The sequence below is a fragment of the Actinotalea endophytica genome (genome assembly GCF_025717005.1).
Classification (GTDB): domain Bacteria; phylum Actinomycetota; class Actinomycetes; order Actinomycetales; family Cellulomonadaceae; genus Actinotalea.
Genome location: NZ_JAOVZU010000001.1, coordinates 1 through 16015 on the forward strand (window position 1 = coordinate 1; position 16015 = coordinate 16015).

A 16015-nucleotide genomic window follows, 5' to 3' on the forward strand; every position below is an offset into this window, starting at 1 on the left:
GCCCGCGGCTCAGGCGCGCGCAGCGCGGGCGGCCCACCACGCGGCGGCCGCACGCCAGCCGAGCAGGAACAGCCCGAGGAACGTTGTGGCGACCACGATGAACGACAGCGGCGGGGTGTCCCGCGTGAGCGCACGCAGCAGCATGCCCACCACCACGGTGTCGACCAGCACCACCGACCCCGCGGTGAACGAGCGACCGGGAATCTGCCGGCCTCCCGCGCGGCGCACCAGCAGCAGCCCGACCCACCCGATCCCGGCGCCGAGCAGGAACGGCCACGCCGTGCTCAGCGTCCCGAGCACTGCGGAGCCCTCGTCGTGCGAGCGTCGCCCGAGCAGGACGAACACGAGGACCGACGCGACATCGACGCCGAACGCGGCGGGGTCGGACGGGCCGGCGGCGACCCGGTGTGACGAGGAAGCGGTCGGCTCGGCGCTCATGCCCGCCATCGTGCCGGGTACGGTCGGGCCATGCACGGCGACGACGCCCTTCCGTGGAGCACCGGGACCTGGACCACACCGCCGGCAGCGGTGCGCGAGGACGGCCCGGACCTGCTGGTCACCTGCGTCGAGGGCAGCGACGCGTGGCGGCACACGGCGTACGGGTTCGTGCACGACGACGCGCACGCCCTGCTCGCGCCGCTCCCGGTGGACCGGGCGGTCGAGGTCTCGTTCGACGTCGACTACGACGAGCAGTTCGACCAGGCGGGCCTCATGCTCCGCGCCGACTCCGAGACCTGGGTGAAGACCGGGGTCGAGGTCGCCGACGGCGCGCCGATGCTCGGCGGTGTGGTGACGCTCGGCCGCTCGGACTGGTCGACCGCGCCGGTGCCCGAGTGGCGCGGCCGAACCGCGACCGTGCGCCTGTCCCGCGGCCCGGACGCGGTCACGGTGCGCGCCCGGGTCGACGACGAGCCGTGGCGGCTGGTGCGGGTCGCACCGTTCGGCGACGGCGAAGCAGCGGCGGGTCCGTTCTGCTGCGCGCCGACCCGGGCCGGCCTGACCGTGCGGTTCCGGTCCTGGCGCGTCGGGCCGGCCGACGCCTCGCTGCACTGATCCGTCGGCGCGGGCCGACACCGGGAGGAGCACCGATGGCCTATCTCGCGATCTCCGGTCCGAGCGACGCGACGCCGGCCGACGCCGCCGACGCCGAGCACGTGGCACGGTGGGCGGCCGAGCACGGTCACGTGGTGGTGTGCGGGGGCCTGGGTGGCGTGATGTCCGCGGCGGCGGCGGGTGCGGCGGCCGGCGGCGGGACGAGCGTCGGGCTGCTGCCCGGCCCGACCCGCGACGGCGCTGCACCTGAGCTCACCGTCACCATCCCGACCGGCCTCGGCGAGATGCGGAACGCCCTGCTCGTCCGCGCCGCCGACGTCGTGGTCTGCATCGGTGGGTCGTGGGGCACACTGTCCGAGCTCGCGCTCGCCGTGCGCACGGGCGTCCCGGTGGTCGCGCTGCGCACCTGGGTCCCGGCCCGGGCGCCCGGGCGACTGCTCGAGGTGGGCTCGGCGGCCGAGGTGTGCGAGGCGCTCGCGAGCCACCTGCACCGCTGAGGTACCCGGCCGCGGGCGGGGGGCGCGGTTACGGCTACGGGCGCGGTCGCGGGCGCGGGGCGCGGGGCGCGGGCAGGGGCGCCGCGTGGTCGCGGTGTCGGGCGTCGCGCGGTCGCGGTCGCGGTGTCAGGCGTCGCACGGTCGCGGTCAGCGTCGGTCGGCGCGAGCCAGGCGCACCTTGTCGGGGTCGTCGCGCCAGACCCGGTAGGAGTAGACGGACACCACGACGAGCACCACGAGCATCCCGCCCAGGATCGTGACGAGTGCGACGGTCCCGCCGATCACAGCGGCGATCAGGGTCAGCACGCCGAGGGCGACGAACAGTCGTCCGCCGAGGCGGTGGGTCGCCTCCCAGGACCGTGTACTGCTCAGCGTCCACGGGGTCCGGATGCCGGCGAACCAGTTCGGCTCGATCCGGCCCATCACGCCGCCGAGCACCATGAACAGCACGCCGACCGAGCCGACGATCAGCTGCGCGGCGGGCAGCGTCTCCTCCCGGCCGATCGCGAGCTGGGTCACCAGGCCCACGAACGCGAGGTAGACCAGGATCGAGACCCGCAGCAGCATCCAGGTGCCGGCGAACGCCTCGTAGTTCCGCCGCGCGGGATCGATCCGCGGGATGACGAGCAGCAGCAGGTAGATCCCCAGCGCGATGAGGGGCACCAGCAGCAACCCCTCGAACCGCCCGCCGTACCGGTCGACCTCACCCGCGGCGTTCCAGTGCACCGGGATCTGCTCGGGCACGGAGCTCCAGAGCAGCGCCGCGGACCCGAACATCGCGACGAGCAGGGCGATCTGAACGCCTTCCCAGAGCTTGCGGTGCCGCAACGTCTCGATCCCCTCCTCCGCCCTTTCGATCGTAGTTCGCGTCAGGGGTTGCATCGCGACACGTTCGCGATATATCGTGAGCGTGTCGACAGAAACTCTGTCGCGAGATTCCGAGAGGAGGGCGCTCATGAGGCACCCGAACATGGATCCCCGAGGGCGGACCTTCCGTCCCGACTTCCCGACCGAGGACCCGGCTGACCTGCGCGGACCGCGCGGCGGCCACGGGAACGGTCGTGGGCACCGCGGTGGACGCGGTTACGGCCCCGGCTTCGGCGAGGGCGATCGCGCTGAGCGTGGTGGCCGCGGTGGCAAGGGCCCCCGTGGCGGCCACGGCCCGGACGGCGAGCACGGTTTCGGTCCCGATGGGCCGGGCTTCGGCCGGCGCGGCCGGCGCGGCTGGGGCGGTCCCCGTCCCCGCGGCGACGTCCGCGCCGCGATCCTGCTGCTGCTCGACGAGCAGCCGCGGCACGGCTACGAGCTGATCGGTGAGATCACCGAACGTTCCGGCGGCGTGTGGACCCCGAGCCCGGGCTCGATCTACCCGACGCTGCAGGCGCTCGAGGACGAGGGACTGCTCACCCTGGAGAAGGTCGAGGGGCGGCGCACCGCGTCGCTGACCGAGGCCGGTTCCGCGTGGGTGGCCGAGCACCGCGAGGAGCTGGGCGACCCGTTCGACATCGGCGGACCGCCCGCCGCCGCGATGACGCTCCACGAGGAGCTCCGCGCGTTGGGTGACGCTGCACGACAGGTGACCCGGGTCGGGTCGTCGGCGCAGCTGTCGAAGGCCGCCGCGGCCGTGACCGCAGCCCGCAAGGAGCTGTACCGGCTGCTCGCGGAGGACGACTCCGCCGAGGGCTGAGCCGGGGCTGATCACGCCGAGGGCCGTCCGTCGATGCGACGGGCGGCCCTCGGCGTGTCGTCGAGATCACCCGCTTGGCGCGTCAACCAGGCGCCGCGGCGCGCCGATAACCCGTTCAGAGCAACCATCCGAGGGGAGGCGCCGCGATGTGGAAGAGCCTGCGTCAGCAGCGCGACGAGCTCGAGGTCGCCGCGGGTTGGCTCGTGATCGATCCGCCGGGCCGTTTCCCCGGGCCGGTCGAGCACGTTCTGGTCGGTCAGGGTGGTGTGCTGGCGGTGGCTCGTTGGAGCGGTGACGTCGCGGTGACGGAGGGCGTGCTGTTCCAGAACGGTCGCCGCCGCGAGCTGCAGTCGGCCGATCTGGTCCGTGAGGCGGACGCGCTCGCCGGACTGCTGCACAAGCGGCACCGCCCGTGGGTCGCACCGGTCGTCGTCGCACGTGGCGACGCCGGCCCGGTGAAGGTGCGGCCGGGACTGATCCTGGTCGGCGCGGACGCTCTGGCGTGGACTCTCGAGGACCTGCCGATCCACTTCGGCCCGGACGACATGGCGGACGTGGTCGGGCGCGTGGCGCAGGCGCGCGCCCGACGTGCCGAGGAGCTTCCCACCCAGGCCACGCTGTCGGCCCAGCTGCTCGCCGACCGTGCGGGCCGCGGACGCACGCACGTCTGAGGCGTCAGCCGGCCGCGGCTAGCCGAACGACGACAGGATCGTCGAGAAGAACGAGCCGAAGAACCCCGCCCCGGTGACCAGCATGAACCCCGCGATCAGCAGGGCCACGACGGACGGCAACACGTTGAGGCCCTGACGGTTCGCCCGCTTGATCGACGAGATCGCCATGATCACCGCGATCGGGCTGAGGAAGAACGCCATGAAGATCGTCGGGATGACCAGCGGGTCGAACTTGAGACCTGCCGGCCCTTGGCCCGGGGGTGGGGCCGGTGGCCGAGGCCGCGCGGACCCGTACCCGCCCGGGGTCGGGGGTCGGGGACCGGGGGGCAGCGGCGTGCGCGGCCCGGAGCTCGGCACGGGGCGCGGGCCCGGAGGCAGCGCGGTGCGCGGGCCGGAGGCAGCGGGCATCGGCGGACCGGGCGGCAGTGCCGTGCGCGGACCTACCCGCTGCGGGCTCCGTTGTGCATAGGAACCGGGCGGCATGGGATAGGAGCGGCCGGCCGCGGGGACGTTCGATCGTGACCGACGGCTGCGCCGCGAGCCGGACCCGTAGGGCTGCGGCTGGTAGCTCTCGCCGGGCCGCGGCGGCGCCGTCGCAGCGGGGGCGGCCATGCGCGGGGCCGAGGACGCAGCCTGGGCGGGCGCGCTCTGCATGGCGGTGGCGATCGCGGCTGCCATGGTTCCCGATCCGCTGCCGGTGGTGCCCGGACCCGGCTCGTAGTCGGTGAGGCTGGAGACCCGGCCGATCGGCGCCATGCTCACCCTGGTCGACATGAGCGAGCCTGTGCCGGACTCGCGCGAGTCGAGCCAGGCCATCCCGAAGGGCGCCCACGACGGCGTGTAGGGGACGGTCTCCGGGTCCACCTCAGCTCCTCGGGTCGGCGGGGGCCGCTGCAGTGGTGCGACCGCCGAGCACAGCCTAGAAGGCGCGTGGGGGTTGCGGGGGTGACCTGGCCTGCCACCAGTGCGCTCCCCGGCCCCACGACCGTCCTCAGCCCGCGCTTCCGCCGGAGGTGCCGGAGGCTCCCGCGCTCGGGGTGCCGCCGACCTGCATGTCGAGCAGCTCCCAGCCACCCGCCGTCGGTGCGACCGTGAGCTCGCACCAGCCCCGGACGCCTTTGCTCCTGTCCACGCTGTCACCGGACGGGTCGACGCGAACCGCGCGGCCTGTCGTGAAGGCGAACTGCACCGTGTACGCGGGCACATCCTCGTAGTGGACGAGAACGTCGCCGTCCGAGACGGTCATGGCTCCGCCGTCGATCCGATCGCCCCCGTGGTACACACCCTCGATCACGTTGCTGAAGGCGGCGCAGAAGGAGCACGTCGCAGCGGTGGACCCGTCCCAGGCCGCGAGGTCGCCCGTGCCGGTGGCGTAGGTGTAGAGCTCCGTGAAGTAGCGCGCGGCTGCGACTGCGCCGGCGTCGTCGTCCTGCGCCATCTCCGGCGACACCGTCGGCTGTGTTCGGTCGGAGCCGGACGGCGGCTGCCCGGAAGGGCTCGGTGACGCCTCGGCCGTCGTGACCGCTGCCTTGGACGAGTCCGCGTGCTCGGTCGGTTCGGATCCCGAGCCGCATCCGGCGACAGCGACGACCACCACAACCACGGCCAGCGCCGCGCCGGCGCGGCCGAGCCGCGCTCTTCCCCCCTGTGTCATGCCGGCGAACGTAGCGGGGCTCGGAGGCGGCACCCGGGTCGGGCCGCGACGCCTGTGGACGACGGCGCCGGAGCTCGGGTTGCGCGCGCGAGGGTGTCGCCCGGTGCGGGCTTCCGGATATTCGCCTCCGGCCTCGCGGGCTTCGGGCGATGCGCCCCACCTGCGCGTCCGCGACCCCTGCGATAGGAAGGAACGCGTCGAGAGGAGCTTCCCCGTGTGCGGGTTCGTGTGCTTGTGGAACGTCGGCGACGAGATGTTGGCGGACAGGATGATCCGGCAGATCGCGCACCGGGGACCGGACGCGCTTGCGGTCGCGACCCTGCCGGGCGCGCCGGTGGTGATGGCGCACTGCCGGCTGTCGATCATCGGTCCGGAGGACGGTGCGCAGCCGATCTACCGCACCGACGACCTGCTGGTCGCGAACGGCGAGATCTACAACCACGAGGATCTGCGGGCGATCCTGGGCGAGTCGGCCTTCGAGACGGCGAGCGACTCCGAGACGATCCTGCACCTGTTCCGGTCCGGTCGGACGCGCTGGATCACGCAGCTCGACGGGATGTTCGCGTTCGTGCTCGCGACGCGCGGACGGATCGTGGCCGCGCGCGACCCGCTGGGCATCAAGCCGCTGTACCTGGCCCGGATCGGCGACGGCATGGCGTTCGCGTCCGAGCTGAAGGCGTTCGACGGCATCCCTGTCGACTCGGTCGAGGCCATCCCGCCGGGCAGCCTCTACGACTCCCGCGACGGGCTGCGCCAGTGGTACCGCACGCCGCACGGGGCGGCCGAGGTCGAGCCCGGACTGGATGTCGACGGGATCGCGCGGGAGCTGCGTCTCGTGCTCGAGGAGGCGGTCGCGACCTGGATGGTGGCCGACGTCGAGGTCGGTTCGTTCCTGTCCGGTGGTCTGGACAGCTCGATCATCGCTGCGATCGCCCAGCGGGTGCGGCTCGCGAACGGACGCGGACCGCTGAGGACCTTCGCGGTCGGCGTCGAGGGTTCACCGGATCTCGCCGCCGCGCGTGCGGTGGCCGAGCACATCGGTTCCGACCACCGGGAGCTTGCGTTCACCTCGCACGACGTCGCGGAGGTCTTGGACCACGTCGTCTACCACCTCGAGTCCGCGGACGTGGACCTGGTGCGCAGCGCGGTGCCGACGCTCTTCGCCACCCGCCTCGCACGTGCGCAGGTCAAGGCGGTCCTGACCGGCGAGGGTGCCGACGAGCTGTTCGCGGGCTACGCCTACCACCACGACTACGTCGACAACCCCCGCGCACTCGCGGACGAGCTCACCCGGTCGCTCGGCACGATGCACCACATCAACCTGCAGCGCGTGGACCGGATCACCATGTCGCTCGGCCTCGAGGCCCGGACACCCTTCCTGGACCGCGAGCTGATCGACTTCGCGCAGTCGGTGCCGGCCGCGCTCAAGCTTCGCCGCACGGACCCGACTGCCGCCGAGTCGACGGGCGAGACCACCGAGAAGTGGATCCTCCGCAAGGCGGTGGCCGACCTGCTCCCCGAGGACCTGGTGTGGCGCAAGAAGGCCCAGTTCGACGAGGGGTCGGGTGCCGTCGACGCGTTGCAGGACGCGCTCCGGGAGCGGCTCGGCCTCGACCTCCCCGTGTCGCGCGAGCAGGAGGCTGCGTTGTACGAGCGCCTGCTCCGCGGCCGGTACGACGACCCTGAGCGAATCCTCGCGAACGCCGGCACGTGGGCCGCCGAACGCATCCCGGTCTGAGCCGGGCGCGCACCGCTTTACACACCTTTCACTCCCGCGCACCTCGCCTGAAGCGAGCCGCTGCGACCGTCGTACGGACGGGACGGACGCGCGGACGGCGGAGGCGTGGCGATGGTTGCACCGGAGGTGGTCGTGTGGGCGGCGGACGGGAAGCCGCTGCCGTTCCTCAGCTACGGCGCGCGAGTTGCCGCGTTGCTGCGCCGAGCGGGCGGCCACGTCCGGGTCGTTCCGTACCGCCGACGCGCGCTGACGCCGACTGAGCTGGCAGCACCGGTGCATGTCCTGTCGGGCGGGGAGACCTCGTCGTTCGCGACCGATGAGGTCACCTTGCGTGCCCTCACCGACCTGAGAACGGTGCTGGAGCGCGCTTGGCGCGGCGAGGCGACGGTGCTCGGCATATGTCTCGGCTCGCAGCTGATCGCCCGCGCGATCGATCCGACGCTGCCGATCTCGTACCCGGACGGCGGGATGGAGGCCGGACTGTGCACCGTCGAGCAGACCGACGGCTTCGGAGCGCTGCGCGTCGCCGAGCTCCACTACGAGCAGATCGACCCGTCGTTCGCGACGGTGCCGGGTGTGACGGTCACGCACACGAACGCCCACTCGCCCGTGCAGGGGTTTCGATGGGGTGACTCGGTGTTCGGCTACCAGTTCCACCCCGAGTGGGACGTCGCCGATGCAGCTCAGGTCCTCCGGCGGCACATCGGGCTCGTCGCCGAGCGCTGCGCGGACCCCGCGGCGGCGTTCGCCAGCGTGGACCCCGACGTCACGGTGCTCGGCGGCCCCGCCTGGTCGCCCTGGACGGCCGAGGAGCTGCTGGCCGAACCGGCGCTCGCCCAGCTCGGGCTGCGTCCCGCGGCAGCCTGACACTGCGCCGCCGGGCCCTCCGGCACGCGACGTGCTTGTCCGGGCTACGCTTCGCCCGCCGCGTCAGGGCGCCCGCCTGTTCTTCGGGCCCCGCGTCGTCGGGTACGCCGGGGTGGCGGTGTGTCTGTCGGAGTCGCGCATCACCTGACGCGTGACGGGTGCGGCCGCAGGCCTCGAACCCCGCATCGTCGGGTACGCCGAGGTGGCGGTGTGTTCCTCGGAGTCCCGCATCACCTGACGCGGGACGGGTGCGGCCGTAGGCCTCGAACCCCGCATCGTCGGGTATGCCGAGGTGGCGGTGTGTTCCTCGGAGTCCCGCATCACCCGACGCGGGACCGCGATGCCGGGTTCCGCGAGACCCCGCATCACCCTGCGCGGGCCGGGTCAGCCCTCGGGTCCGGAGACCAGATACGCCGGGGCCTCGACCACCTCGAACGCCACCGGCTCACTGGTCGTGGTCGCCGTACCCACCACCGGCAACCACGGCCCACCACCACCGACCTGGAACTCCCCCGCCCACGTCGTGGTCAACCGCACCTCATACGCCCCCGAACGCTCATACGCCCGCGCCACCGTCTGATCCGGATACGGCCCACCCGGATCCGACGTCACCAACACCCCACCACCATCACCGAAGTCCCACGCGAACCCCACCGGCGTGGCCCGCACCACCACCGCCACCCCCAACACCGTCGTCGCCACCACCTGCGGCACCGGATCGGTCCACACGATCACATCCATGTGCACCAGACCCCGCCCATCACCGGGCTGCACCCGCGGCACCGACGCCACCAACGGCAACCGCCGAAAGTCCTCCGCCGTGACCACCACCGCCACCCCCGGATCCCCCACACACCCCCCGTCATCCACCCGCACCCACGGCCCCACGAAGCCCCCCGACACCGGATCCACCTCACGACGAAACAACGGGTTCAGAGCCGGGGAACCGTCCTCACACACCCGACCCAGGACGAGATCAGCCGCATCAGCGACACACATCGCATCCGACACCGCCCGACCACTGCTTGCGCCGCATACGACAAGGGGGCGGCGGACGTACACATACCGGTTCGGCGCTGGGGCGCCGCCGGCGTCAGACTTGGTCTGGCGCTGCGCCCAGAAGTCGATGGCATCGTCACGTGCCGCCCCGGTCACCGCCAGTGGGTCCACGCCGGGCTCCGGCGCGGCCTCGAAGGGAGCAAGGCCCGCAGGGCCGAAGGCTGCGAGCGAAGCAGCGAAGGCTGCGATGGCTCTCATGACTCGGCCGGCGCGTCGAGTTGCTCGCCAGCGAGAAGCACCCAGCCCCGTGCCGATGGACCGACGTTGAGAAGGAGCCACGACGATTCGCCATCGAAGTCGGCGATCTCCGCACCCGACGGGTCGACGCGGACTGACGAAGCCGTGGCATAGGCGAACTGGACGCCGTAGATGTCTAGCTGCGCGTCATGGCCGAGCACCTCGGGTGCGGTCAGCTCAACTGATCCCCCGACCAGCCGGTCTCCGGAGCCATATAGATCGCCAACAGCATCGTGGAAGTTCTGGCAGAAGCCGCAGGTCTGACCACTGAACGAGTCCCACAGCTCAAGGTCACCGGTCTGCTTCGCGTACGAGTACACGTCCATGAAGTACTCGGCCGCGGCGACGGCACCGACCTCATCGGTCCGTTCCATCTCCGCTGGCTTCTCCGGAGCAACCAGGGACGTCTCGGTCGGTGAAGGCTCCGGCGTCGTCGTCGGCGTCACCGTCCGAGTCGGAGCCGGGGACGACACGCTCGGCGTCGCCCCAGGATCCGGATCCGACGAGCACCCGCCCACTGCCAGAACCGTCATCACCACGAACGCGGCCACCACCGCACCGGCGCGGCCATGCACCACGCCGCCGTCCCCCTGCGCCATGCGGGTGAACGTAGCAGCGCACCGCCACCAAGATCAGGGCTTCAGCGAACCTGTGGACACTCCAACCCACCCCATCTCGCGCTCGACCCGCCGACCACCACTGCCCAGCCCAACGAAGGGGCGTCGGCCCTGCGACTCGCATCACACGATGCACAACTCCGACAACAACACCCCGCCCCCGGCGGTTCGGACGATGCGCGTCCCCGCGGCTCCGACGATGCGCGTCCCCGCGGTTCCGACGATGCGCGTCCCGGCGATGACAGCCGCGTTCGCACCGCGGCGCCGCCGGGGCGTCGCGCCCCGCCAGCGAGGAGCGGCGTCGCCCGCGCACCACGACCTCACGCGACATCACGCCGACGTGAGTCGGGCTCCGCTCAGCCCGCCCCAGCGCCGAGCAACGGGCATGAGGTGCCGTCCATGGCCTCCGGGGTGCAGTAGGTGATCTCCGCCGGAGGCGCACTCGCCGCACCGGGAGTGGCCTCCTCCGAGCTCACCCCCAGGTCCCCAGCGCGGTCGGTTCCACGCCCGCGTCGAACCAGCGGAGCACCGCGTCGCGCGCTCCGGTGACATCCAGCTCAGAGGTGTCCACCTCGACGTCGTACCGGCCATGGGCATGCACGTACGGCAGCTGCGCCAGCGCCTGCCCGAGAGTCCGGCTCTGCCGCTCGCGCTCGCGCTGCACCAGCGGGTCGGCCGGGCACAGCACCCCGACCAGCACCGCTCTCGTGCCGCGCAGCACCTCCGTGAGGTCGGACGCCCACTCCGGTTCGAGCAGCACGTGGTCCACCACGACGTCGAAGCCCGCCGCGGCGAGCGCCGCCGCGGACCGGTGCATCCCGCGGACCAGCCGGTGACCCACCGGACCCGGCACGACTCTCGCGATCTCGCCGTCGTGCCACTCGTAGCCGAAGACCTCCGGCCACGCCGCTCCGAGGTAGCGGCGCGGCAGCATCGCCAGGTGGCGGTCGAGCCCAGCGTCGATCAACGGACCCGGCCACCGGTCCTGCAGCGCGGTCAGCAGCGACGACTTCCCCGCGCTCGACGTGCCGTTGAGGACGATCACGGTCCCGCCGACCCGCGGCACCCTGCCCTCCGGCGCGACGAGGTCCCGGTGCGGCACCACGATGTACCCCCGCTCCACGTCCCCGAACACGTCCATCCGGTCGCGGTCGTGGGCCCAGAGCCACGCCAGGTACGCACAGACGATCGCGTCGACCTCGTCCTCGATCGCCCGAAGGTCGACCTTGCGGGTCGCGGTGTGCACCGTCCGCCGGATCTCCGCCCACCGCACCGACTCCGCAAGACGGAGGGTCGGACCGGCGACCCTCTCGAGGTGCCCGAGCAGCTGGACCCACGCCGTCCGCAGGGTCTCGAGGTCGCGCCCAGGCTTCTGCTTGTACGGCAGCACCCGGCCGAGCCCGAACAGGGCAACCATCGCCGGGTGCGGGTACACCTCGATCGCCACGGCCCTACCACCGAGCGGCCGGACCGCCGGGTCGATCTCCCAGCCGAACCTGCGGGCCAGCTCGGTGCCTCGCGGCGGGTCGAACCAGGTCCGGCCCCGGTTCGCCGGGTGGGCCCCCGCGTCGTAGCGCGCGAAGACCCGGCCGAGCTCGGCCTCGCAGTCCCGACGCCCCGTGTCGTTCGGCACGACCAGTGGTGCGTCGAGCGCCACCACCACATCTTGACCCGCGCCCGCGAGCCACGGGTCGAGCACCATCGCGAGCTGGTCGTCGGTCCGCACGGTCTCGGACGCGACCAGGCGGCCGGTCCCGTCGCACACCGCCACGCCCGTCCGGTTGCGCGGGCCCCACGCGAGGTCGATGCCGACGAAGGCGCTCACCCGCCCTGTCTAGCCGATCCGCGGCCACCACGCCGCAGCAGACCGACCACATCCACAGCCGACCCGGCCCGTCCGCGACCCGTGTCGGCGGCAGCCGCGACGATGTCGCACGTGACCACCGCTGACCTGACCTCGATCCGCTGAGTCTCCCGATGCCGTCTACTGTGCTCGACGTGTCCGCCACCCCTCTCGACGTGCTGCGCACCGTCTTCGGCTACGAGGAGTTCCGGGGCGACCAGGCCGCGATCATCGACGCCGTGGTCGGCGGCGAGGACGCCCTCGTGCTCATGCCCACCGGTGGTGGGAAGTCGCTCTGCTACCAGATCCCGGCACTCGTCCGGTCGGGCACCGGCGTCGTGATCTCGCCGCTCATCGCGCTGATGCAGGACCAGGTCGATGCCCTGTCCGCGCTCGGCGTTCGCGCCGGATTCCTCAACTCGACGCAGGGGTTCGAGCAGCGCCGGGAGACCGAACGTGCGCTGCTCGCCGGTGAGCTCGACCTGCTCTACCTCGCGCCCGAGCGGCTGCGAGTGCCCGAGACCCTCGCGCTGCTGCAGCAGGCCGAGGTCGCGCTGTTCGCGATCGACGAGGCGCACTGCGTGTCCCAGTGGGGCCACGACTTCCGGCCGGACTACCTCATGCTCCATGTGCTCGGCGAGCAGTGGCCGGACGTGCCGCGCATCGCGCTCACCGCGACCGCGACCCGCGCGACCGCCACCGAGATCACCGAACGCCTGGGCCTGCACGACGCCCGCTCCTTCGTCGCGAGCTTCGACCGACCGAACATCACCTACCGCGTCGACCCGAAGGACAACCCGCGCAACCAGCTGCTACGCCTGATCCGCGCCGAGCACGCGGGTGACGCGGGCATCGTCTACTGCCTGTCCCGCGCGAGCGTCGAGCAGACCGCGGAGTTCCTGGTGGACAACGGGATCGAGGCCCTGCCCTACCACGCCGGCCTCGACAACCGGACCCGTGCGGCGAACCAGTCCCGCTTCCTGCGTGAGGACGGCCTGGTCATGGTCGCGACCATCGCGTTCGGGATGGGCATCGACAAGCCTGACGTGCGATTCGTCGCGCACCTCGACCTGCCGAAGTCCGTCGAGGGCTACTACCAGGAGACCGGGCGCGCGGGACGCGACGGCCTGCCGTCGACGGCGTGGCTCGCCTACGGCCTGGCCGACGTGGTGCAGCAGCGGCGGCTGATCGACTCCTCCGAGGGCGACGCGGCGCACCGGCGGCGGCTGTCGGCGCACCTCGACGCGATGCTCGCGCTGTGCGAGACCGTGGACTGCCGGCGTGTGCAGATGCTCCGCTACTTCGGCGAGGAGTCGACGCCGTGCGGCAACTGCGACACCTGCCTCGCTCCGCCGGATGCGTGGGACGGCACGGTCGCAGCGCAGAAGCTGCTCTCGGCAGTGGTCCGGCTCGACCAGCGCGGGCAGCGCTACGGGGCCGGCCACGTGATCGACATCCTGGTCGGCAAGACGACGGCCCGGGTCACCCAGCTCGGGCACGAGTCATTGACCGTCTTCGGCGTCGGGGAGGAGCTCGACGAGCGTGCATGGCGGGGCGTCGTACGCCAGCTCCTCGCACAAGGACTGCTGGGCGTCGACGCGAGCGGCTACCAGACCCTGCACCTGGTCGAGGCGAGCCGCGCGGTCCTCGCCGGCGAGCGCCAGGTCATGCTGCGCCGCGAGCCCGAACGCAAGGCGGGTCGAAGCCGCACCAAGACTTCCGGCAGTGCCGCCGCGGCCGCCGCGGACCTCTCGCCCGAGGACCTCACGCTCTTCGAGCGACTACGGGAGTGGCGCGCCGCGGTCGCGAAGGAGCAGGGCGTCCCCGCCTACGTGGTCTTCCACGACGCGACGTTGCGCGCCATGGCCACCGAGCGGCCCACGTCGCTGGACGATCTCGCCGGGGTCAGCGGGGTCGGCGCGGCCAAGCTCGAGCGCTACGGGGACGGCGTGCTCGAGCTGCTCGCGCCCGAGTGACCGTCGACCGGTCGGCACGGGCGCGCGCCCGCCCATCGGGTCGGCACGGCCGGCGCGCGCTCGCCCGTCCGGTCGGCACGGCCGGCGCGCGCTCCTGCGCTCACCGCACCCGACGCGCGTCCAGCCGCACGCTCAGGGCGGTGCTCACCGCGAGCGCGACCGTCCCGCCGATCAGCGACACGGCAGCCACCAGCGCAGCGGACGGCGCACCGGGGAACGTCCCGGTCGGGTCCTGCCCCGTCGCGATCGACACCACGCCGACTCCGAACGCGAGCGCGAACAGCGGCACGAACGAGGCCGCCCGCGCCTTCGTGTAGCCGAACGCCCAGTAGAAGGGGAACTGCAGCGCCGCCATGAGCGCGAAGATCGCGAACGAGATGGTCACCACCATCACGGCGTCCTCGGCGGTGAGCGGCCGGTGCATCAGGGTCGCGAGCGCCGCCGTGGCCACGCCGCCGTAGGCCAGCGCGGCCGCGAACAGGCCGAGCGAGAACACCAGCCGCCCGACCACCACCGCCCGGCGGGCGACCGGCAGCATCCCGTAGAGGGTGTCCAGGTCGTTCTTGTCCGCCACGGCGAACGGGTAGGCCGCGAGGAAGGTCGCGAACACCACCGCCATCACGAGCGCCGACGCGGGCTCCCCCCAGATCGCGGCCAGCAGCGGCGCGAGGATCACCATGAGCAGCACCTGCGCGTTGCGGTACGGGGCGACGCTGCGCACGTCGAGTCGGGCCAGACGGAGCACGGCACTGCTGGTCATCGGTGGTCCCCCATCTTCACGACGATCTCGTCGAGCGTCGGCCGGTCGACGACCAGGTCGCCGCTCAGCCGGTCGACCTGGCCCGCCGCGACCAGCGCCTCGGCGCCGGTCTCGTTGCGGCGCAGGCCGAGGAAGTCGACGTCGGGGTCGACCAGGTCCTCCGGGCCGCCGCGAACCAGCCGATACGCGTCCAGGAGCTCGTCCTTCGGCGCGCTGTCCACGACTCGCCCCGCGTCGATGACCGTCACGTAGTCGGCGATCCGCTCGAGGTCGCTCGTGATGTGCGTCGAGAACAGCACGCTGTGACCGTCGTCGGTGAGGAAGTCCCCGAGGATCGACACGAGCTCGTCCCGGGCCGCCGGGTCCAGGCCGCTGGTCGGCTCGTCGAGCACGAGGAGGCGCGCGTGGTGCGAGAGCGCGAGGGTGATGCCGAGCTTCATGGCCTGGCCGCGGGAGAGCTCCTTGACCTTGTGCCGCGGGTCGAGCTCGAACTCCTCGAGCAGCGCGCGGTACCGAGCCCCGTCCCAACGCGAGTAGAAGGGTGCGAGCGCACGCTCGACCTCCGTCAGGCGCCAGTCCTCGACGAGCGTCGAGTGGTCGAGGACCACGCCGATGTCCTCCCGCAGCGCCGGGTCCGCGGGCAGCGGTTGACCGAGCACCTCGATCTCACCGGCGTCCGGCGTGAGCATGCCGAGCAGGCAACGGATCGTGGTGGTCTTGCCGGCGCCGTTGCGGCCGACGAAGCCCATCACGAACCCGGTGGGCAGCTCGAAGCTCACGTCGCGGAGATGGAAGGTTCCGCGGGTCGCGTCGAGGTGACGCACCGCGATGGCGAGGTCGTTCACTGGTCCTGTCCTTCTGTGCGGTGCCCGGTCGGGCGGTCCGTGGTGGCGGCGCCGGCATCCTCGGGCTCGTCCGTCGCGATCAGGGTGTCGAGGATCTCGACGACGCCGTCCCGGTCCAGCCCGGCCAAGCGCGCCGCGTCGAGGGCAGCGGTCAGGCCGTCCTCGACCTGGCGCAAGAGCTGCTCGCGGACGAGCTCGGAGTCCACACCGAGCACGAACGCGCCCTTGCCGGCCACGTTGGTGATGAAGCCTTCCTGGGCGAGGTCGGCGTAGGCGCGGGTGGTGGTGATGACGCTGATCCGCAGGTCGCGGGCGAGACCGCGGACCGACGGCAGGGCGTCGCCCTCGGCGAGCTCCCCGGCGAGGATCGCGGCCTTCACCTGCTCCTTGATCTGCTCGTAGAGCGGCACGCCCGAGGTGTTCGAGAGCACGACCCGCACGGCCAAGCTCCTCTCGTCGGTGTCGGTCTACTGTATATACGCACTATAGACAGTAAGAGTGCCGGAGTGCC

Annotated in this window: 17 protein-coding genes; 7 read left to right on the top strand and 10 right to left on the bottom strand. The window is 72.4% G+C overall.

All coding sequences use genetic code 11. The annotated features are described in order from the left end of the window. Positions 1-9: 9 nt before the first annotated feature. Entirely contained in the window at positions 10-438 is a 429-nt protein-coding gene (locus OEB99_RS00005) for a DUF3054 domain-containing protein (RefSeq protein ID WP_263507499.1), read from the bottom strand. Between the two features lie 30 nt (positions 439-468). Between OEB99_RS00005 and OEB99_RS00010 the strand changes: the two genes are divergently transcribed. Together OEB99_RS00010 and OEB99_RS00015 are read left to right on the top strand one after the other, a co-directional pair. Continuing rightward, a complete protein-coding gene (locus OEB99_RS00010; RefSeq protein ID WP_263507500.1) occupies positions 469-1053 on the top strand; it encodes a DUF1349 domain-containing protein in 585 nt (194 codons plus the stop codon). Between the two features lie 35 nt (positions 1054-1088). Next, positions 1089-1550 carry an SLOG cluster 4 domain-containing protein gene (locus OEB99_RS00015; protein ID WP_263507501.1) on the top strand — a complete coding sequence of 154 codons (462 nt, stop codon included), beginning with the start codon at positions 1089-1091 and terminating at the stop codon, positions 1548-1550. A gap of 147 nt (positions 1551-1697) precedes the next feature. On the opposite strand, the gene OEB99_RS00020 is transcribed toward OEB99_RS00015, so the two are convergent. Further along, positions 1698-2432: an SdpI family protein gene (locus OEB99_RS00020; RefSeq protein WP_263507503.1), complete on the bottom strand. Its 735-nt coding sequence runs from the start codon at positions 2430-2432 to the stop codon at positions 1698-1700. A 73-nt stretch (positions 2433-2505) separates the two neighbouring features. On the opposite strand from OEB99_RS00020, the gene OEB99_RS00025 reads away from it, so the two are divergent. Continuing rightward, positions 2506-3237, top strand: a complete 732-nt coding sequence (locus OEB99_RS00025; protein ID WP_263507505.1) for a PadR family transcriptional regulator — start codon at positions 2506-2508, stop codon at positions 3235-3237. 146 nt (positions 3238-3383) lie between these two features. Then, positions 3384-3908 carry a hypothetical protein gene (locus tag OEB99_RS00030; protein WP_263507507.1) on the top strand — a complete coding sequence of 175 codons (525 nt, stop codon included), beginning with the start codon at positions 3384-3386 and terminating at the stop codon, positions 3906-3908. A gap of 18 nt (positions 3909-3926) precedes the next feature. Here OEB99_RS00030 and OEB99_RS00035 read toward each other — a convergent pair whose 3' ends face one another. Together OEB99_RS00035 and OEB99_RS00040 are read right to left on the bottom strand one after the other, a co-directional pair. Next, on the bottom strand, positions 3927-4109 hold the full coding sequence (locus tag OEB99_RS00035) for a hypothetical protein (protein WP_263507509.1): 183 nt from the start codon (positions 4107-4109) through the stop codon (positions 3927-3929). 790 nt (positions 4110-4899) lie between these two features. Next, complete coding sequence (locus OEB99_RS00040; protein WP_263507510.1) at positions 4900-5562, bottom strand: DUF6318 family protein; 663 nt, start codon at positions 5560-5562, stop codon at positions 4900-4902. 214 nt (positions 5563-5776) lie between these two features. On the opposite strand from OEB99_RS00040, the gene asnB reads away from it, so the two are divergent. Together asnB and OEB99_RS00050 are read left to right on the top strand one after the other, a co-directional pair. Then, positions 5777-7300 (top strand): asparagine synthase (glutamine-hydrolyzing), encoded by a 1524-nt coding sequence (gene asnB, locus OEB99_RS00045; protein ID WP_263507511.1) that lies wholly within the window; start codon positions 5777-5779, stop codon positions 7298-7300. Between the two features lie 111 nt (positions 7301-7411). Next, complete coding sequence (locus OEB99_RS00050; protein WP_263507512.1) at positions 7412-8167, top strand: glutamine amidotransferase-related protein; 756 nt, start codon at positions 7412-7414, stop codon at positions 8165-8167. A 384-nt stretch (positions 8168-8551) separates the two neighbouring features. Here OEB99_RS00050 and OEB99_RS00055 read toward each other — a convergent pair whose 3' ends face one another. From OEB99_RS00055 to OEB99_RS00065, 3 genes are all read right to left on the bottom strand, one after another. Further along, a complete protein-coding gene (locus OEB99_RS00055; RefSeq protein ID WP_263507513.1) occupies positions 8552-9424 on the bottom strand; it encodes a hypothetical protein in 873 nt (290 codons plus the stop codon). Next, on the bottom strand, positions 9421-10062 hold the full coding sequence (locus tag OEB99_RS00060) for a DUF6318 family protein (protein WP_263507514.1): 642 nt from the start codon (positions 10060-10062) through the stop codon (positions 9421-9423). The genes OEB99_RS00055 and OEB99_RS00060 overlap by 4 nt, the downstream gene beginning before the upstream one ends. A gap of 490 nt (positions 10063-10552) precedes the next feature. Further along, complete coding sequence (locus OEB99_RS00065; protein ID WP_263507516.1) at positions 10553-11905, bottom strand: DUF429 domain-containing protein; 1353 nt, start codon at positions 11903-11905, stop codon at positions 10553-10555. 152 nt (positions 11906-12057) lie between these two features. Here OEB99_RS00065 and recQ point away from each other — a divergent pair, with 152 nt between their 5' ends. Beyond that, positions 12058-13899 (top strand): DNA helicase RecQ, encoded by a 1842-nt coding sequence (gene recQ, locus OEB99_RS00070; protein WP_263507518.1) that lies wholly within the window; start codon positions 12058-12060, stop codon positions 13897-13899. A gap of 100 nt (positions 13900-13999) precedes the next feature. Here recQ and OEB99_RS00075 read toward each other — a convergent pair whose 3' ends face one another. The 3 genes from OEB99_RS00075 to OEB99_RS00085 are packed head-to-tail and all read right to left on the bottom strand — an operon-like array spanning position 14000 to position 15944. Further along, a complete protein-coding gene (locus OEB99_RS00075) occupies positions 14000-14659 on the bottom strand; it encodes an ABC-2 transporter permease (protein WP_263507519.1) in 660 nt (219 codons plus the stop codon). Continuing rightward, a complete protein-coding gene (locus OEB99_RS00080; protein ID WP_263507520.1) occupies positions 14656-15504 on the bottom strand; it encodes an ABC transporter ATP-binding protein in 849 nt (282 codons plus the stop codon). The genes OEB99_RS00075 and OEB99_RS00080 overlap by 4 nt, the downstream gene beginning before the upstream one ends. After that, a complete protein-coding gene (locus OEB99_RS00085) occupies positions 15501-15944 on the bottom strand; it encodes a GntR family transcriptional regulator (protein WP_263507522.1) in 444 nt (147 codons plus the stop codon). Before OEB99_RS00085 ends, OEB99_RS00080 begins: the two co-directional genes overlap by 4 nt. Between the last annotated feature and the right edge of the window lie 71 nt (positions 15945-16015).